This is a genomic window from Alteromonas macleodii, assembly GCF_903772925.1.
Classification (GTDB): Bacteria; Pseudomonadota; Gammaproteobacteria; order Enterobacterales; family Alteromonadaceae; genus Alteromonas; species Alteromonas macleodii_A.
In genome coordinates this window covers 4,139,074-4,157,224 of the sequence record NZ_LR812090.1, presented here as the reverse complement: position 1 = coordinate 4,157,224, position 18,151 = coordinate 4,139,074, and the positions used below count along the sequence as shown (strand labels likewise).

General features: G+C 43.8%; 17 protein-coding genes. 8 read left to right on the top strand and 9 right to left on the bottom strand.

Annotation, left to right across the window (positions count from 1 at the left end; translation table 11 throughout):
* Positions 1-149: 149 nt before the first annotated feature.
* The 5 genes from gorA to PCAR9_RS17740 all read right to left on the bottom strand — a co-directional run bounded on the left by gorA (position 150) and on the right by PCAR9_RS17740 (position 6,211).
* On the bottom strand, positions 150-1,499 hold the full coding sequence (gene gorA / locus PCAR9_RS17760) for a glutathione-disulfide reductase (protein WP_179984749.1): 1,350 nt from the start codon (positions 1,497-1,499) through the stop codon (positions 150-152).
* Positions 1,500-1,741: 242 nt separating this feature from the next.
* Positions 1,742-3,046, bottom strand: a complete 1,305-nt coding sequence (gene nosR / locus PCAR9_RS17755) for a response regulator c-di-GMP phosphodiesterase, NosR family (RefSeq protein WP_179984748.1) — start codon at positions 3,044-3,046, stop codon at positions 1,742-1,744.
* A gap of 66 nt (positions 3,047-3,112) precedes the next feature.
* Complete coding sequence (locus PCAR9_RS17750; protein WP_179985271.1) at positions 3,113-4,792, bottom strand: sensor histidine kinase; 1,680 nt, start codon at positions 4,790-4,792, stop codon at positions 3,113-3,115.
* Positions 4,793-4,803: 11 nt separating this feature from the next.
* A complete protein-coding gene (locus PCAR9_RS17745; protein WP_179984747.1) occupies positions 4,804-5,628 on the bottom strand; it encodes a phosphate/phosphite/phosphonate ABC transporter substrate-binding protein in 825 nt (274 codons plus the stop codon).
* A gap of 22 nt (positions 5,629-5,650) precedes the next feature.
* Positions 5,651-6,211 (bottom strand): response regulator, encoded by a 561-nt coding sequence (locus PCAR9_RS17740; RefSeq protein ID WP_179984746.1) that lies wholly within the window; start codon positions 6,209-6,211, stop codon positions 5,651-5,653.
* Positions 6,212-6,516: 305 nt separating this feature from the next.
* Between PCAR9_RS17740 and prlC the strand changes: the two genes are divergently transcribed.
* The 8 genes from prlC to PCAR9_RS17700 all read left to right on the top strand — a co-directional run bounded on the left by prlC (position 6,517) and on the right by PCAR9_RS17700 (position 14,430).
* Complete coding sequence (gene prlC, locus PCAR9_RS17735; RefSeq protein WP_179984745.1) at positions 6,517-8,553, top strand: oligopeptidase A; 2,037 nt, start codon at positions 6,517-6,519, stop codon at positions 8,551-8,553.
* Positions 8,554-8,559: 6 nt separating this feature from the next.
* Positions 8,560-9,249: a DNA-3-methyladenine glycosylase I gene (locus tag PCAR9_RS17730; RefSeq protein WP_179984744.1), complete on the top strand. Its 690-nt coding sequence runs from the start codon at positions 8,560-8,562 to the stop codon at positions 9,247-9,249.
* 187 nt (positions 9,250-9,436) lie between these two features.
* On the top strand, positions 9,437-10,234 hold the full coding sequence (gene ubiE / locus PCAR9_RS17725) for a bifunctional demethylmenaquinone methyltransferase/2-methoxy-6-polyprenyl-1,4-benzoquinol methylase UbiE (RefSeq protein ID WP_179984743.1): 798 nt from the start codon (positions 9,437-9,439) through the stop codon (positions 10,232-10,234).
* Positions 10,234-10,869, top strand: a complete 636-nt coding sequence (locus PCAR9_RS17720; RefSeq protein WP_179984742.1) for a ubiquinone biosynthesis accessory factor UbiJ — start codon at positions 10,234-10,236, stop codon at positions 10,867-10,869. The genes ubiE and PCAR9_RS17720 overlap by 1 nt, the downstream gene beginning before the upstream one ends.
* A gap of 23 nt (positions 10,870-10,892) precedes the next feature.
* Positions 10,893-12,521, top strand: a complete 1,629-nt coding sequence (ubiB, locus tag PCAR9_RS17715) for a ubiquinone biosynthesis regulatory protein kinase UbiB (protein ID WP_179984741.1) — start codon at positions 10,893-10,895, stop codon at positions 12,519-12,521.
* A 293-nt stretch (positions 12,522-12,814) separates the two neighbouring features.
* Complete coding sequence (cspE, locus tag PCAR9_RS17710) at positions 12,815-13,024, top strand: transcription antiterminator/RNA stability regulator CspE (protein WP_012519905.1); 210 nt, start codon at positions 12,815-12,817, stop codon at positions 13,022-13,024.
* A gap of 215 nt (positions 13,025-13,239) precedes the next feature.
* On the top strand, positions 13,240-13,881 hold the full coding sequence (locus PCAR9_RS17705; RefSeq protein ID WP_179984740.1) for a hypothetical protein: 642 nt from the start codon (positions 13,240-13,242) through the stop codon (positions 13,879-13,881).
* Positions 13,882-13,947: 66 nt separating this feature from the next.
* Complete coding sequence (locus tag PCAR9_RS17700; protein ID WP_179984739.1) at positions 13,948-14,430, top strand: Lrp/AsnC family transcriptional regulator; 483 nt, start codon at positions 13,948-13,950, stop codon at positions 14,428-14,430.
* A 42-nt stretch (positions 14,431-14,472) separates the two neighbouring features.
* On the opposite strand, the gene PCAR9_RS17695 is transcribed toward PCAR9_RS17700, so the two are convergent.
* The 4 genes from PCAR9_RS17695 to PCAR9_RS17680 form a co-directional block, all read right to left on the bottom strand.
* A complete protein-coding gene (locus PCAR9_RS17695) occupies positions 14,473-14,637 on the bottom strand; it encodes a hypothetical protein (protein WP_014950935.1) in 165 nt (54 codons plus the stop codon).
* Positions 14,638-15,027: 390 nt separating this feature from the next.
* On the bottom strand, positions 15,028-16,035 hold the full coding sequence (locus PCAR9_RS17690; protein WP_179984738.1) for a cytochrome d ubiquinol oxidase subunit II: 1,008 nt from the start codon (positions 16,033-16,035) through the stop codon (positions 15,028-15,030).
* Between the two features lie 11 nt (positions 16,036-16,046).
* Positions 16,047-17,420, bottom strand: a complete 1,374-nt coding sequence (locus PCAR9_RS17685; RefSeq protein ID WP_179984737.1) for a cytochrome ubiquinol oxidase subunit I — start codon at positions 17,418-17,420, stop codon at positions 16,047-16,049.
* Between the two features lie 11 nt (positions 17,421-17,431).
* Positions 17,432-17,989, bottom strand: coding sequence for a GbsR/MarR family transcriptional regulator (locus tag PCAR9_RS17680; RefSeq protein WP_179984736.1), 558 nt, complete (start codon positions 17,987-17,989; stop codon positions 17,432-17,434).
* Between the last annotated feature and the right edge of the window lie 162 nt (positions 17,990-18,151).

The window sequence follows — 18,151 nt, the reverse complement described above, 5'->3', positions numbered from 1 at the left end:
TAAAAGTAAATGCCGTTTTTCAGTGGTATGTTCAACAAGTAGGCCTTCTACTCATTGTACATTCATCTGTGAACTTCTATGTAGCTACCTTTCAAAGATAACGCTAAGAAAGCTTATCTACACTAAGTCAAACAGTGAAGAGCATACGCTTAGGTCATAGTAACAAACTCTTCCGCGCTGGTAGGGTGAATGGCCACACAGGCATCAAAGTCAGCTTTGGTCGCGCCCATTTTTATGGCAACAGCGAAACCCTGCAGAATTTCATCCATACCGTGACCAATACCGTGTAGGCCTACCACTTTTTCGTCTTTACCTGCACACACTAGCTTCATCTTGGTCATTTGACGGTGGCGGGTTACCGCGGTGTACATAGACGCAAAGCTAGAGGTGTACACTTTAATATTGTCTTCGCCGTATTCTTCAATAGCTTCTGGTTCAGTTAGGCCGATTGTGCCAATAGGTGGGTGGCTAAAGACTACGGTTGGAATCATTGAATAATCCATGTGAGCGTCTTTTTGGCCGTTGAATAAGCGTTCGCTTAGCAAGCGGCCCGCTTTTACTGCTACTGGAGTAAGTTCAGCCTCGCCAGTAATATCACCTACTGCGTACACATTTTTGGCTGTAGTGTTTTGGTACTTATCTACTTTAACTGTACCGTCATCACTCAACTCAACATCGGTATTTTCAATATCAATTTTGTCGGTTGAAGGCTTACGGCCAATTGCCCAAATTAAGCAGTCAGCTTTTAACACTTCACCATTGGTTAAATGTACTGATAGTTCGCCATCGTCAGCTTTTTCCACTTTCTCTACGCTGGCATGGTCATGCAGTTTGCAGCCTTCAGCGTGGATCATATCCACCAAGGTCTCATGAATGATGGGATCAAAGTTTCTAAGCGGCGCGTGTTTGCGAACCACCAAATGTGACTCTGTTCCTAGCGCATGAAGTACACCCGCTAACTCAACGCCAATGTATCCAGCACCAACCACAACAGCGCGCTTAGGTTGCTCTTTTAATGCAAAGAAACCATCAGAATCAATGCCGTACTCGGCGCCTTCGATATCCGGAATTACTGGATGACCGCCAACGGCAATCGTAATATGGTCAGCCGTATACTTTTCGCCGTTTACTTCTACTGTGTTGTTATCAATAAACTTTGCGAAACCGCGAATAAGTGTTACATCGTTTGCAGTAAGTACGCGGTCGTAAGAGGCATGAATACGCTCAATATAGGCTTGGCGGCTGGCAATAAGGCTGTCCCAACTAAAGTGGTTTACTGACAAATCGAATCCATACTCTGGGGCGTAGCGATGTATGGCCTCAGCCATCTGAGCGCCGTACCACATGGCTTTTTTCGGCACGCATCCAACGTTTACACAGGTACCGCCAACGTCTTTTGCTTCAATAATAGCGGCTTTCTTTCCGTGCTTTGCCGCACGGTTCGCAGATGCAATACCGCCACTGCCACCACCAATACAAATATAATCAAAATGTGTCATTCAAAAAGCCTTCTTTATTGGGTTTACGATCGTGCACACAAGCATAAATGCTCAAACACGTTCGCACAGCAAATCATTTTTAAACGGTTCTGTTTGTAAGATTAATCAAAAGACCGAGGTTTGCTCAATAGTGTTTCAATTAGTTAGTCAATGGGGACAATGCAGTCTAAATAAAAGGGCGTGGCGCAACCCGCCATAATTTATGCTGCGCCAGCCCCATTTAAGCTCAATGCCTTCAGACCTTACTCACTTATAGTAGCAGAAAGCTCTTCTGGTTCTATTTGAATACTAAACGCTTTTCCACGCTCTTCTTCAAATTGCACGAGTTTTTGAATGGTAGCGTCACTAAATACGTGACCTTCAGGAAGGATTAGAATATGGCTATCGTTATATAAATTTTGAGCAAGTACCATGCCCGCTTTAAGCTGTGAGGCCTTCAATGATGTAGAAAGTAGCTTAGATGTAGTCACATCTTCTGCTTCTAGCAAAAGGTCTAAAAACTCGCCGTCGTAGCGCGTGTTTCTGTGCTTTTTCATTTCAAGTTTGGCATCGCGAGGGCTCATTTCAACGCCACTCATTCTACCTGTAACTAAGCGCCAGTAGTCTCGGGCTATTGCTAAAATACGCGCGCCTGCGGGAATTTCTTTCGCCACCTTATTGTACAAACCAGAGCCATTGTAGTGCTCGAATTGAAACTCGATGATATCTGAAACTTGATGAAGCTCATGTGCTGGGGCAAGTATCAATGCAGCCTGTTTGGTCTGCGATAAGTAATTTTGCTGCTGTTGGTATTTAAGCTTTGAAAATGGCGCGTTAAAGTCTTCGGTTTCAAGACCTAATAGCCCAAGCTCACATATAAGACCTGCGTAGCGAACTTGTTTGATTTCGTCTTTCTCTAAACGTGCAATGCGTGCAAGCTTAGAAGACAACTCACTTACCTCTATGGCAAATTTCCCGTTAATATTCGGGTTAATGCTAATCACGTTGAACAGCACCTGCTCCATGGCAATATTGTGCTTTTCAATTTTGTTCAGCGCAGCTTTAATTTGGCGAGTACGCTTTTGAACCACTTGTTCTAGCGATGCATTGACATCTCTAAGCTTTCTATTCTGAAGGCGTGTAAGTTTTTGAAGACGCGTATTTTCAGCTTTTAATTTAACTCGCTCTAACCCTTCCTCAACCACAGCTATTAGCTCTTGGTTGTCCCATGGCTTTTGAAGGTAGCGATGAATCTTACCCTGGTTGACAGCTTTGATCGTGGATTCGATATCAGCATAGCCGGTAAGTACTACTCTAAATGTGTCGGGATAATTAATAGCCACCTGTTCAAGAAGCTCCGCGCCAGACATTTGGGGCATCTTCATATCTGAAATTACCACGTGTACTTCGTTGTTACTCATCAATTCGAGTGCCTTGGCTCCGCTATCTGCAAGCAGCAGCGTTATATCCATGGTAAAGAGCGCACGTTTAATGGCACGAAGAATATTAGGCTCGTCGTCGACAAATAGCACGGTATAGGTTGTAGCTTGTTCAGTAGGCTCTGTCATAAAAAATTATCCTTATTCGCGACGTAACTAATATCGCATGCAATGGCGCTTTTGGACACTGTAACGTTATGCATCATTAGTCTCACCGGTATCTTGTGAGTCTTTAGAGACGGGGTTAATTGGAAGAGCTAGCGTAAAGGTACTGCCGTCTCCTTCAGTGCTGGTGGCAGATAATGACCCACCGTGTTCTTGCGCGATACCAAATGAAATTGAAAGACCTAACCCAGTCCCTTGCCCTTCTGGCTTAGTCGTGAAGAAAGGGTTAAATAGTTTATCAAGGTGACTAGGCGGAATTCCGCAGCCTGAATCCTCTACCCGCAATTCTACAAACTCGCCAACAGTGCAAGTTGTGATAATTATTTTTCCGTTTTGGCTAGTTGCCTCTACAGCTTGTCCGGCGTTAATGAGCAAGTTGGTAATAACTTGAGAAATTTTACCCACGTTCATGTCTACATCCGGAACCCTTCCTAAATGGGTTTCTACCGTACAGATATATTTCAGTTGATTGTTAACCATAGCCAAGGTGGTACGCACACAATCATTAATATTGTGTTTCTGCATTTGGTCGCTATCAACCCGTGAAAACAACTTTAGGCCTTTAACTATTTCTGCCACGCGCAGCAAGCCTTCGCGAGAGTCCCTCAGTAAATCTGAAATGTCTTCGTTTATAAAGGCCATATCTTGTTTATCTAGCAATTTCTCTAGTTCAATCAGTGATGCTGCCCGTTTGTTTTCATCTTTCTCGTCTATAACAGCTTGAATTTGAGAGAAGATCATTTGATAAGTAGCAACGTATTCACTAAGTGTTGAAATATTACTGCTTACAAAACCGACAGGATTATTAATTTCATGGGCAACACCAGCGGCAAGCTGGCCTACTGATGCCATCTTTTCTGCCTGAAGAAGTTGAACTTGGGCTTCTTTTAAGTCTTTGTTTGTTTCTTCTAGTTGGTAATTTTTTTGATTGAGTAGAGACGTTCTGTCTTGCACTTTTTCTTCAAGAAGTGTGTTTAGTTCTTTAAGCTCATCCTGCGCACGCTGACGTTGTTCGTGTTCTTCTTTTAACCGCTCTACAAGTAGATTAAAAGCTTCAGCGAGCTCGCTTAACTCATCTTTGCCTCTAACTGGAACAAACACTTCTTTGTAATTATTGTACTTAACTGCCTCGCCAAGGTGTTTAGCACCCTGCAAAAGCTGCTGAAGCTGAGACATTAAAAACGAACCAAGTAAATATGAACACAAGCCAACTAGAACGAACTCCATCAAAGCGAGCGTGACGGTCCAGTTTCTTACTCTTGAGACCGATTCAGTTACAGAAGCGATGTTTAATCCAATTTCTACATAGCCGTAAACAGTGTCGTTTACCATAATTGGGGCGCGGGTATCGTATACCCCATCGTTAGCTGCCGACACCGACAAGTCTGCTTCAAAAGGGCGGCTAAGTGCGACCTCGCTGCCTTTCTCTACAAACACATTGCCAAGTTTATCTTTTACCTTCACGTAGGAAATATTTGGGTTAGTGAGAATTTCAGATACATCTGCGTCAAGTGAAGCTAGGTCGTAACTTAAAAATGCATTTTTTGTCGTAGAAACGAAAAGCGCAACAGTGGTATCAGCTGACTTTTTAATGTTGCTATCAACAAGATCATTTAATAACTGAAACACGGTTACAATTAGCACCAGCAGCAAGAGCGCTGCGATGCTAGCAATGCCAGTTATTGTTTTAAATCGTAACGACAGCTTCATCTGCTCGTTTCTCATAGATGTGGTCTAGAAAGCGATGCAATACCCAGCTCTCTAACGTCATTCCAATCACTGTCGTTAGATTTAACAAATTCACTCAACCCAATTTTGCGAAGAATTGATGTCTTACTACTGTCATTAGATAATGCAATCAATGCATTAAGAATAGCTTGTCTATTTGCTGACGCCATTTTGGGGTGGGTAGCTATAGCGTGTGGCGTATAACCTTTGCTTTCCCAAAGCACTCGTAAATCACTTTTCACTGCCTCAGATGAAATGTTTAGCGTTCGAAGAATGCCTCCACCTGCTTTGAAGAAATCGCGCTGAACCGATAAGTACACTGAATCGTGCGAATTTACATAACGGGGAATGAATGCAACATTGTTGTTTCTCAGGTGGGCGCTGGTAATAATAGTGGCCGCAAATGCCGCGGGCGCTGGGAATGCTATTTCGGCACCATTTAGATCTTCAATTGATTGAATAGTACTGTCCTGATGAACCACGATTAATCCGCGAATTTTTTTGTCACGTTGCCTAGCAAGAGAGCGATAGCCTGCAGATTCGTTAAAAACTACAAAGTGATAGGGGTTCATGTAGGCAATGTCGTAAAGCCCAGCAGTCAAGTTTGCTTCGAAAGTGGGTATATCTTTAGCTGTCTTAAACTCGATGGCAAGCCCAGTATAATTACTCATATAATCAATAAGCGGCTGCCACCGTTCAGCCAAAGTTTTGGCTGACTGCTGTGGAACGACGGCGAAAGTTAGCGTTTTCGCGTTAGATGAGAGCGTAACAATAGTAAGACATAGAGCTGTTAAAATGAACATTGCTAACCGCGACATAGTGCACCCTCCCTCATCAAAATTACATCGACATGAATTGTTCTAAAACATTCGTTAAATCATGGTTTGAGAAAGGCTTTTGAAGCGTGGCATCGGCGCCGATTTCTAGCGCACGTTCAAGGCTGATATCGTCTAGGGCAGAGATAACAATAATTTTTAAATCTTTGTGCTTGTTTTGCTCTCGAGTGAATTCAATAACACTGTAACCATCCATGCCTGGCATACTCAGGTCGAGGGTCATCACTTTAGGTTCATACTGACTTAACATGATCCCGGCTTGGAACCCGCCTGTCGCAATGTATGAATCGAACCCTGCACGTCTAGCCACTCGCTGTATTGATTTCGCTACCGGCATCTCGTCATCAACAATGAGAACAGATGGCGAAGCAATGCCTTTGAGGGCATCAGGAATAGGCATATCGTGGCGTTCAAGGAACTCAATAAAGTCTTCAACAAGAATACGGTTGTTACCACGCCCTGGAAGCTTAAAGCCTTTAAGCTTCCCGCTTTCAATCCATCGAATTACAGTACGAAGGTTCACATCGCAATACGACGCTATTTCGCCAGAGGTTAAGGTTTTCATATCTAAGCCTTGTAGATTTATTAACCAGAATTATAGCTGTTGTACTACATGGAGACAAAGTAGACAAAAGGATGAAATGTGACATTTGTGACAGGGGGCTTTTCGGCGTCACAAGTTGTTGACTCCTTTATTTATATTTATCAAAAGTACGTCTCGAGCACACTGAGCTCAATAAATCTTCGTGATCCTTACTTTTAAACTAGAAGTAACTTCAAGATAGGTCAACTGCGGCTTAAACAATAGCTTGCTTTTAGTCAACGAAACCCCATCATTATTCTATCAACGTGTTAAGAGTGAAAAAGATTATGACAACCCCTGCAATCGAGATGGTAGACGGCCTACCAATTTTTTCTGCTATTGAGCCAGCCTCTATTAAGCCCGCTATCGAAAAAGCCATTGAAGCTTGTAAAAGTGAAATAGAGGCAGTCGTAGCGTCAAATGATTACTCTTACAAGAATTTAGTATTACGCCTTGAAGAGGTAGACGACAGCTTAAGCAAAATGTTCTCACCTGTGTCTCATATGAACAGTGTAGTAAGCAGCGATGAATTGCGAGAGGCGCATGATGCGTGTTTGCCACTTTTATCTGAATATGGTACTTGGGTAGGTCAGCACGAAGGCCTTTATAATGCTTATGCTTCACTAAAAGCGTCTGACGAGTTTAAAACCCTAAGCGAAGAACAGCAGAAAGTCATTGTTAACGCGGTTCGCGACTTTACGCTTTCAGGTGTTGCCTTGCCTGCACAACAAAAGAAACGTTTTGCAGAAATTCAGGCAAAGCTTAGTGAGTTATCGTCAACCTTCTCAAATAATGTGATGGACGCCACCATGGGCTGGACCAAACACATTACCGATGAATCTGAGCTTGCAGGTATGCCTGAGTCAGCTTTAGAAGCGGCAGCGCAAGCTGCGCACCAAAAAGACTTGCAGGGATGGTTGTTTACCCTAGATATTCCGTCTTATTTGCCTGTTATGCTGTACGCGGATAATCGTGAGCTTCGCGAAGAAATGTATCGTGCTTATTCAACCAAAGCGTCTGATCAAGGACCAAATGCAGGTAAGTGGGATAACACCGACATTATTAAAGAGACCCTAACGCTGCGCACAGAGCTCGCTGAATTGTTGGGGTTTGCTAGCTATGCAGAGCGTTCACTGGCTACCAAGATGGCAGACTCTACCGATCAGGTAATAGGTTTCTTACGCGACTTGGCGGCTAAGTCTAAACCTCAGGCGGAAAAAGAGCTTGAAGAAGTAAGAACGTACGCAAAGGACAAACATGGTGTTACTGAGCTAGCAGCATGGGATTTACCGTATTACAGCGAAAAGTTGAAGCAAGAAAAATACACCATTTCTGATGAAATGCTGCGCCCTTATTTCCCTGAAGACAAAGTGCTATCAGGTCTTTTTGAAGTAGTGCATCGCTTATATGGTTTGAAAATTATTGAGCAGCCTGGCATCGACACCTGGCATAAAGATGTGCGTTATTTCACTATAACTGACGATGCCGACGCATTGCGTGGTAGCTTTTACCTAGACTTGTACGCACGTGCTAAAAAACGTGGCGGGGCATGGATGGATGAATGCCGAGTACGCCGAGAAATGATAGACGGTGAGCTACAGCTGCCAGTGGCGTACCTGACCTGTAACTTCAATGCCCCTGTCGGCGATAAGCCTGCGCTGTTTACGCACGATGAAGTAGTCACCCTTTTCCATGAGTTTGGTCATGGAATCCATCACATGCTTACAAAAATGAGCGTGGCTGGCGTATCTGGCATTAACGGTGTGCCATGGGATGCAGTTGAACTACCAAGTCAATTCTTAGAGAACTGGTGTTGGGAAGAAGACGCCCTAAACTTTATCTCTGGTCATTATGAGACCGGAGAGCCGCTTCCAGCTGATTTGCTCGACCGCATGCTTGCTGCTCGTGATTATCAATCTGCTATGCAGATGGTTCGTCAACTTGAATTTAGTCTATTTGATTTCTTACTGCACAGTGAAAAGGGCAGTGAAGTAGACGTGCAGGGCACACTGGACAAAGTGCGCGAAGAAGTTGCCGTAGTTATTCCGCCATCGTTCAATCGCTTCCAAAATGGTTTCGGACACATTTTTGCAGGTGGATATGCAGCGGGCTATTACAGCTATAAGTGGGCTGAGGTTCTTTCTGCCGATGCCTACAGTAAGTTTGAAGAAGATGGCATCTTCAACCGCGACACAGGCAAAGCCTTTTTAGAAAACATTCTAGAAATGGGCGGCAGTAAGCCTCCTATGGATTTGTTTGTTGCCTTTAGAGGACGCGAGCCTAAAGTAGACGCCTTGCTTCGACACAGCGGCATCAAAGGCTAAGCGGCTATGCCTGAGTCTTATCAAACTATCTACCGCCGAGCGTGTGAACGCAAAGGCGGTGAAAAGGTGCTTGAGGCTATGCTTCATGCGCCGCTTTCTAAAGCGCAAATTGAAACCATTAGTGATGATCGTTTTTTAGCGGCCATGACTAAGCAAGTTTTTAAATCTGGCTTTGTATGGCGAGTCATCGAGCAAAAATGGCCAGATTTTGAAACCGTATTTTTTGGTTTCAACGTGGATAAAGTGTTGCTGATGCCAGATGAGATGCTAGAACAAAAAGCGTCGGATAAGCGCATTGTTCGCAACTATAAAAAAGTGATGACTGTGCGCGACAACGCCATGATGATTAAAGACGTGGCTATGGAGTACGGCAGCTTTGGCAAGTTTGTCGCCAGCTTCGATAAAGACAATATCACCGAACTATGGGCGTTTTTGAAAAAACGCGGCGCGCGATTAGGTGGCAATACAGGCCCCTACATGCTTCGAGCATTGGGTATTGATACTTTTTTGTTTTCTCGTGACGTTGAAGGTTACTTGCGAAAAAACGAAGTTATTGATGGCGGGTTAACATCGAAAAAGTCGCTGTCAGCAGCAAATGCAGCATTTGCCCAATGGCATAAAGAAAGTGGCCGTTCGCTGCAAGAAATCAGTGCTATTGTGGCATTTAGCTGGGGCACGAATAATCTTACTGCTTAATACAGGTTAGCGTTGAATGGGGCCCCCTAATGTATTTAGTAAACAGGCATGTGCCTCGAAGGTTCACGCACAGAGCAAGATAACGGTTTGCTTTTCAATCTAAGGCAGTCGGGCATAAAGCTTTTGCTTCAGCACACAATCCTATACACTTCGGCATTAATAAAAATATTCAAATTACAGGACTGTCATGAGCGACAATCAAACTCCCGCTACGCAAGCAGACTCTGCAATCGACAATGCTAGCGAGCATACTACACACTTCGGTTTTAAGCAGGTAGATAAAGGGCAAAAAGCCTCTTTGGTTGCTAATGTTTTTGATTCCGTTGCTGCGAAGTACGACGTAATGAACGACTTTATGTCAATGGGAGTACATCGTTTATGGAAGCGATTTACCATTGACTGCAGCGGTGTGCGCGCGGGCAATAAAGTCTTGGATATTGCCGGTGGTACTGGCGATTTAACCGCTAAGTTCTCTCGCTTGGTAGGCCCGACAGGGCGCGTAACCCTTGCCGATATCAATTTGTCTATGCTGAAAGTAGGCCGTGATAAGCTTCGCGACCGTGGCTTGGTTAGCAATATAGACTATGTGCAAGCCGACGCAGAAGTCTTGCCGTTTCCTGACAACCATTTTGATGTTGTGACTATGGCATTTGGTCTTAGGAACGTGACGGAAAAGCAAAACGCGCTAAATTCTATTTTCCGCGTGTTAAAACCCGGTGGTCGCTTACTGGTTTTAGAATTTTCTAAGCCAACATCAGAGCAGCTAAGCAAACTTTACGATATGTATTCTTTCCATATTTTGCCCAAAATGGGGCAGCTTGTAGCAAATGATGCAGAAAGCTACCAGTACTTGGCAGAAAGCATTCGTATGCACCCAGATCAAGAAACCCTGAAGGGTATGTTTGAACAGGCTGGCTTTGAACAATGTGATTACCAGAACCTTACCGGCGGTATTGTGGCTCTGCATAGAGGCTACAAGTTTTAATGCCTACTTCAGCGCTTGTTACCGCTACGGTTGAATCGGCTCTAAACAAACTGCTGTCTTTAGATGAAGACAGCGAAAAAAGGTTAAAAGCCCTTAACGGCGCCAGACTAACCGCGTTTATTTCGCCGCTGCCTTACGGTATCACCTTGTCTTTTTCTGACCGCGTCGACGTACTCAGCGAGCAAGACTCGTTTGAAGATGCCGTTGCATCGCTAGGAGCAAAAGATTGCTGTATTAAAACGTCGCTACAGACTTTGCCTGAGTTAAAAGAAACTAGCCAGCTGACCCGCCTTATTCAACAAAAAGCACTCTTTTTAGAAGGGGAGCTAAACGTTGCCCAGCAAGTCAGCGCTTTGTTTCAGCAGCTCGACATCGACGTTGAAGAGTTGATTGCTCAAAAGACGAATGACGTTATCGCGCACCAAACCGTGAAAACGGTAAAAACAGTGCATAAAAAATCGATGACGGCGCTGGCGTCTATGGCGAAGGTCTTCGGCAATGCCGTGGTAGAAGAAAAACAGCTAGCTGCACATAAGCTTGCGGTAATGCACTTTAGCGATGAAGTAAATGCGCTTCGCGACAGGGCAGAAAGTGCCGATGCGCGACTGCGCCGTTTAGAAGAAAAACTTAAGTAAGATTGAGAGAAACAGGCTCATAAATGCGTATTGTTAGGTTATACCGAATTAACAAGGTATTGTTGGAACACGGTTTAGATGAACTTATTCCAGCAAAGTGGTTACCCTGGTACGCGCGAATTATGCGCCATGCCATTTTTTGGGTGCGCAATAAGCATAAAGGAAAATCTCCTGGCGAGCGCATTACTCTTGCATTACAAAACCTTGGGCCTGTTTTTATTAAATTCGGGCAGATGCTCTCTACCCGCCGAGACTTGCTTCCCCCTGCCATTGCTAACGAACTTGCCCGTTTACAAGACAAAGTGCCACCTTTCTCGTCAGACGCAGCACAAGATATTATCAAACAGGCACTAGGGCTGTCTGATCTGAACGAGTTGTTTAGCGAATTTGAAACCGCGCCACTCGCGTCGGCTTCTATTGCGCAAGTTCACGCAGCAAAGTTAAAGCACAACAACGAAGACGTTGTAGTAAAGGTATTAAGGCCAGATATTCGCGATACCATAGTGGCGGATATGGAGCTTTTATTCAGCCTAGCGAACGTCCTACAGCGTTGGTTACCGGACGGCAAGCGCTTACGCCCTGTAGAAGTGGTAGTGGAATATCGCAAAACCATTGTAGATGAGCTTGACTTGCTCCGGGAGTCAGCTAACGGTATCCAGCTAGGTCGTAACTTTGAGGGCTCAGACGCCTTATACGTACCTAAGATTTACAGCGATTACTGCCGCAGTAATGTCTTGGTTATGGAGCGTATTTACGGCTTACCTATATCTAATATCGACGCTTTGTTGACCCAAAATACCAACATGAAAAAGTTAGCAGAACGCGGGGTTGAAGTGTTCTTTACTCAAGTATTCCGAGATAGCTTTTTCCATGCGGACATGCATCCAGGCAACATTTTTGTATCTACGGAACATCCTGAAAACCCAAAATACATTGCAATCGATTTTGGCATTGTTGGTACGCTTAATCGCGAAGATAAGCGCTATTTGGCCGAAAACTTTATCGCCTTTTTTAATCGCGACTATCGCAAAGTGGCACAACTTCACGCCGACTCAGGATGGGTGCCGCAAGATACCAACATTGATGAGTTCGAAATGGCCATTCGCACAGTATGCGAACCTATTTTTCAAAAGCCTTTGGCAGAAATATCCTTTGGTAATGTGCTGCTACAGCTATTTAACACGGCACGACGTTTCAATATGGTTGTGCAGCCGCAGTTGGTGCTACTGCAAAAAACCTTGCTGTATATCGAAGGCTTAGGTCGTCAGCTCTATCCTCAACTCGACCTTTGGAAAACCGCCAAGCCATTTCTTGAAAACTGGATGAAGGAACAAATTGGTTTTACGGCTATGATGGGGAAAGTAAAAGACAACTTACCTTTCTGGTCTGAAAAACTCCCCGAAATGCCAGACCTGCTTTACGATAGTCTACAGCAAATGAAGCGTTTGCCGTTACAACAGCAAAGGGCACATCTGGCACTGATTCAAGAGCAAAAGAAAACAACTCAGACCACTCACTTGAGCCTAGTAGGGGCAACCTTTGTACTGATGTCAGCAATATTGCCAATTTATGACTTATCCTGGTATTTCCCTGCAAGTACAGGTGTAATTGGCGCAATTTGTTGGTATTTAGCGTGGCGAAAAGGGCTGTGATTATTGTTACGCTGCGGTGAAATATTTATGAAAACCGTAGTTAATTAATTAATTTGTATAGTAATCGTCCCGAAGAGTGTTATAGTGGATACGGCTCTAAGCCAAAGTCTTTAAATAGACGCGATTTTGTATTATTTGCTATATGTAAAACCACTCGAGTTACCCGGTAATTTGTTGTAAGTTGTTTGTCCATTCGTAAGTAAGACCCAATACTCCGCCAATTTAAAGACTCTAAAGAACTTTGTTACACGCGCTTTTGCGCAATTTAATACGATATTTGAGGTCTATACGACATGTCTAAAGTTACAGGCACAGTTAAGTGGTTCAACGCTGATAAAGGTTACGGTTTCCTAACTCAAGATAACGGCGGCAAGGACGTTTTCGTTCATTTCCGTGCGATCATCTCTGACGGTTACAAAACGCTTCCAGAAGGTCAGCGAGTAGAATTTGAAGTTGAAGAAGGTCAAAAAGGTCTTCAAGCTGCTAACGTGCAAGCTATCTAAGAATTCAAAAACGGCGGTCATTTGACCGCCGTTTTTCTTTCTATTGTCAATATTTCCCACGCTCATGCTAAACGTGTGACAACGCTCAATCATTCGCCCCATTAAATTCGATGCTCACAGCATATTCCTAATATCAGTGCTCTGCGGTGTTGCGTAGTCATGACGTTTAATGCTTTACTCGTTATTATGATGAATACGCCTTCAGGGAGTGCTTTATGCGCATCACATTAACTATTCGTTCCACACTGGCTGCTTTACTTCTTCTTTGCTCAAACTCTACTTACGCCGCCCAAGCAAATGGTCTAGTCGTTGGCGAGAGTGTTTTGGCGACAGTGCTCAATACCGAAATTCGAGCAGTAGACGTAATGCCCAGTGAAGAAAAGCGTCAAGACATGAAAGAGCAAGCGAAAGATAACTACGCCAAAATGCTCGAATATGTCACACGTGTAAATGCGTCTAACAAAATTTTCGAACTAGTGTTAGAGGACTACGCTAAGGAACGAGCTATTGCTCTTGACCAAACGCTAGTAAATAAGTTTATCGATAAGTTTAAGAGTCAGGTATCTAGCGAAACTTCATCTAAACCAATCGAAGAAATAGCGGTTAAGCAAGTAATGCAATTCCAAGCAGAAAAAGCCATGTTCGAAGAGTTTGGCGGTCGTGTTGTTTTTCGTCAGTCTAACCCGCAAATGCCTATTGATGGTTACAACGAATTGCTCTCTCACTATCGTGATGTGGGTAAACTAAACATAGTGGATGAAGACCTACGCGAAGCATTTTGGGACTTATTTAAACCTCCCTATCAGTATGAAATTGCAAATGAAAACGTGGATTTTTCTAAGCCTTGGTGGCTTTAAATAAAGCATGAGCAACAAAACAAATGTACAACTGAAAGTGTTGGGTATGAAGGGCCAGGTTCCACTATGGCTAATGATAAAATGAGCGTTATAGACGCAATAGATAAAGCCATTTTGGCCATGCTTCAGAATAATGCTGACACGCCTGTTGCAGAAATCGCCGAGCAAGTCGGGCTAACGGTCACGCCCTGCTGGCGTCGCATTCAAAAGCTAGAAGATAAGGGCATAATTTCTAGGCGAGTGGCGCTGTTGCAAGCAAAGCAGCTAGGCCTTGCAATGACGGTTTTCGTTCAGGTGAAAGCAGGAAGGCACGATGGAAAATGGCTAGCAAGTTTCGCCAAGCACGCCGCGTCATTTGATGAAGTTGTTGAATGTTATCGTATGTCTGGCGAGTACGATTATCTGCTAAAAGTCCTCGTTACCGATATGGATTGCTTCGACCACTTTTATAAGCGATTGGTTAACGGTATAGAGTTTTCAGACGTAACCTCTAGCTTTGCCATGGAACAGATTAAGTACACAACCTCAGTCCCTTTAAATCACATTTAATACGCCAAAAAAATGGGGCCGGTTTGACGGGCCCCATATAAATTAATGATTTTGGTCTTCAACGTGCTGGTCGGCAAATATCTTGGATTTCTTTTTAATTTTACATCCTAAGATACGCTGCGCATTTTTACGGCCGATGTAATGAGCGACTGTATAGGGGTGCGCGCGTTTGAAGAACCGTGAGAACGAATGGAATACATTTTCCATAGTATTGGCTCCTTCTAGTAAAAATTGCCCCAAATAAAATATAGTAATATTACAGTTTGATGTCAACAAAATAATTGTCATTAAACAATTTAGATATCTCGTTCACATAATAAGGATAGACTAAGTACAACTAGGCATCCTCTATTCATTGGTATACATTGTTCGAGAGAAAGGATCATATTTTGATCGCAGGTTTTTAAATCGAGTTTCCACGCAGGTTATAGTAGTCGCCGAAAACGCCACAGGTCAGGAAGTAGTTGGAAACAGAAAAAACTCACAACGTATAAGCGCTAATTATAGCGCTGAATAGAAAGTGAACACCACTGACTATCAGTGATGTTCACTATTGTTTTGAGTAATTGGGATGTGCTGAGATCCCATTAATAAATGCTAGTAGTATGAAAGCTTCTCTGATTTACCGGAGAAAATTTTATATACCATGGCCGTATAAGCCAGAATAATAGGTACAACAATAACTACACCTACTAGCAAGAAGCGAAGGGAGTTAGCATCACTGAGGGCATCCATCACCGTCATCTGCCCAGGTATAATAAAGGGGTAGTAGCTAATGCCAAATGCGCTAAAGCAAAGTAAAAATACAAGCAAGGCTATAAAGAACGGAAGCCATTCGCCTTTACCTTGAGCGTCAGGCAGCTTTTTAAGCAACACGCCACATAAGGCTAAAAGCGCAAAACATGCAACAGGTATAGCAAAAAGCACATAACCCCAAGGTGCTGATAGCCATAAGTCTCGCACATCATCGTGTAAGGTTAAGTTAGCGATACTTACTGCAGTAATTCCCACAGCCAGTACAACCAAACCTCGGCGTGCCCAATAATACGCTTTTGCTTGAAGCTCTCCTTCGCCTTTAAGTATTAACCAGCATGAGCCAATAAATGCATAGGCTGCGGTTACTCCAAATGCCGCAAGTAGAGCAAAGCCTTGAGCCCAAATATCAGTGCGAAGCCCCGTTACATAAATGCCTAACATGTAACCTTGCGCGAGCGTAGTTAATAGCGAACCGTACTTAAATACCAAATCCCACTTGCGCTTTTTCACTTGCACAACTTTAGCGCGAAAATCAAACGCCACGCCGCGCAAAATAAGCCCTAACAACATGAAAGTTGCAGGTAAGTACAGAGTTTGCAGAAACTCGCTATGGGCTTCAGGAAAAGCGATAAGCAGTAAGCCTATGGCAAGCACAAGCCAAGTTTCATTGGCATCCCAGTAAGGCCCAATAGAGGCTATCATGTCGTCGCGGAAAGCCTCTGTTCTCGGCGGTATTAATACACCAACACCTAAATCATAGCCGTCTAAAATAGCGTACAGCAATACAGATAAACCAAGTAAGCCGACATAGATGTTTCCAAGCATTTCTGTTGATATATTTTCAAACATGTTTGCTCTCCTTATACCGTGCTTGGGTCAGGTTCAGAGGGTTGCATCTTAGCCTTCGCTACTTCGCGCTCTTCCGTCGTTATTTCCTCGATTTCCACTGCTTTTCGGCACATCAACATAAGCGTTCCCATGTATGCGATTAAAAGCACCGTGTAAATAACAAGGTAAAGCGTGAATGACAGGGCTATATTAGCAGGTGGTAGTTGAGTAACCGCATCAGCGGTTCTTAAGACACCACTCACTAAATAAGGCTGTCGACCTATTTCTGTAACGTACCAGCCAGCGAGCGTTGCTATCCAGCCGCTAAATGCCATGCCCGCAAACGTGCGTTTCAGCCACGCAGGGAATTCTTTCTTGCGAATAAGGTAAAGACTACCCAGCCATGAAACAGCCAGCATTAGCATACCCATACCTACCATGACTCTGAAGCCGAAGAAAACAGGGGCTACAGGTGGGTGCTCTCCCTCAAACTCATTAAGCCCTTTTATCTCTCCTTTAAGTTCATGGGTAAGAATTAAACTTGCACCATAGGGAATGGGAATTTCAAAGTGGTTCTCTTTGCTTTCTTCATCTGGAATAGCAAAAAGCAATAAAGGTGCACCTTCAGTGGTTTCCCATAACCCTTCCATCGCCGCCACTTTTTGAGGTTGATGTTCAAGGGTATTTAAACCGTGCATGTCGCCCGCAAAAATTTGCAAAGGAATTAGCACGGCCGCCGTGTAGGTAGCTGTTTTAAGTGCTAATTTTGGGGCAAGTTTATCGTCACCTTTCAACATTCGGTATGCTGAAAGTCCGGCAATAAGGAAACTAGCCGTTAGCCCAGACGCCAACATCATATGAGCGAAGCGATAGGGGAAAGATGGGTTGAAAATGATTTCTTTCCAGTTTGTGGCATAAACCACACCATCGACTACTTCAAAACCTTGTGGGGTTTGCATCCAACTATTAAGCGCTAATATCCAGAATGCAGACGTTGTGGTGCCAAGAGCGACAATAAGAGTAGATGCCGTATGCAGCCAGTTAGGAACACGGCGTATACCAAATAGCATGATCCCCAAGAACGTGGCTTCTAAGAAAAATGCGGTAAGTACTTCATAGCCTAAAAGCGGGCCAGCTACGTTGCCTACTTTTTCCATAAACCCTGGCCAGTTGGTGCCAAACTGAAATGACATAGTAACGCCGCTTACTACACCTAATGCGAAGCTTAGAGCGAAAACACGTACCCAAAAGCGATACATGCGCATCCACACAGGGTGACCTGAAATGTTAGAGCGCAGCTTAAAATAAAATAGAAACCAGCCCATCGCCATGGTGATGGTTGGAAACAAAATATGGAAACTAATATTTAACGCAAATTGTAAACGAGACAGCAAGAATGCATCCACAGAGAGCCCCCTTAGTTAACGCTGTTTTTCCCCAGAAGTAGCTTGTCCTTAAGCTCAAGCATACGGCCCACGCCAGAACCTAACTTCATCAACGTGTTTAACTTTTCAGGCCCAAGATTCTGAAGCTCTTCAGACCATGCCGTAATTGATTCGAGTAAATCATGGATTTCGTTCAGTTTATGTTGAGCATTCGCCTCCTTTTCATTTGCAGGTGCATCGAGAAGTAAATCCCGAAGTAGGCTCATGGTTGGGTCTATTTCACGCTTTCGGCGCTCTTCAAATACTCTATTGGCCAGTGTCCAAATATCGCCAGCCGGAATAAAAAACTCTTTTCTCTCGCCGGGAACATGGTGTTGTTTAACAAGGCGCCATGACTGTAGCTCTTTTAAGCCCATGCTAGTGTTGCCTCTGGATATATTGAGCGCATCGGCAACTTCTTGTGCCGAAATGGGCTCTTCGTTAAGCACAATAAGTGCAAGTATTTGCCCAACTGTTCGATTGAAGCCCCAGCGACTTCCCATTTCGCCAAAGTGCATGACTGCAGATGTAATTAAAGGCGTCATTTTCATTCTTATTTTCCAGAAGTTTCAGAAATTACTGAAAGTTTATTGTCAAAGGTCAATAAATACAAGTGTTATTCATGTTATGAGCCGAATAAAACAAAAATTTAATGTTTGGACAAATGCCTAATTTGACCAAACTTTTTATTAAAAAAGCTCTTCAAGACGACA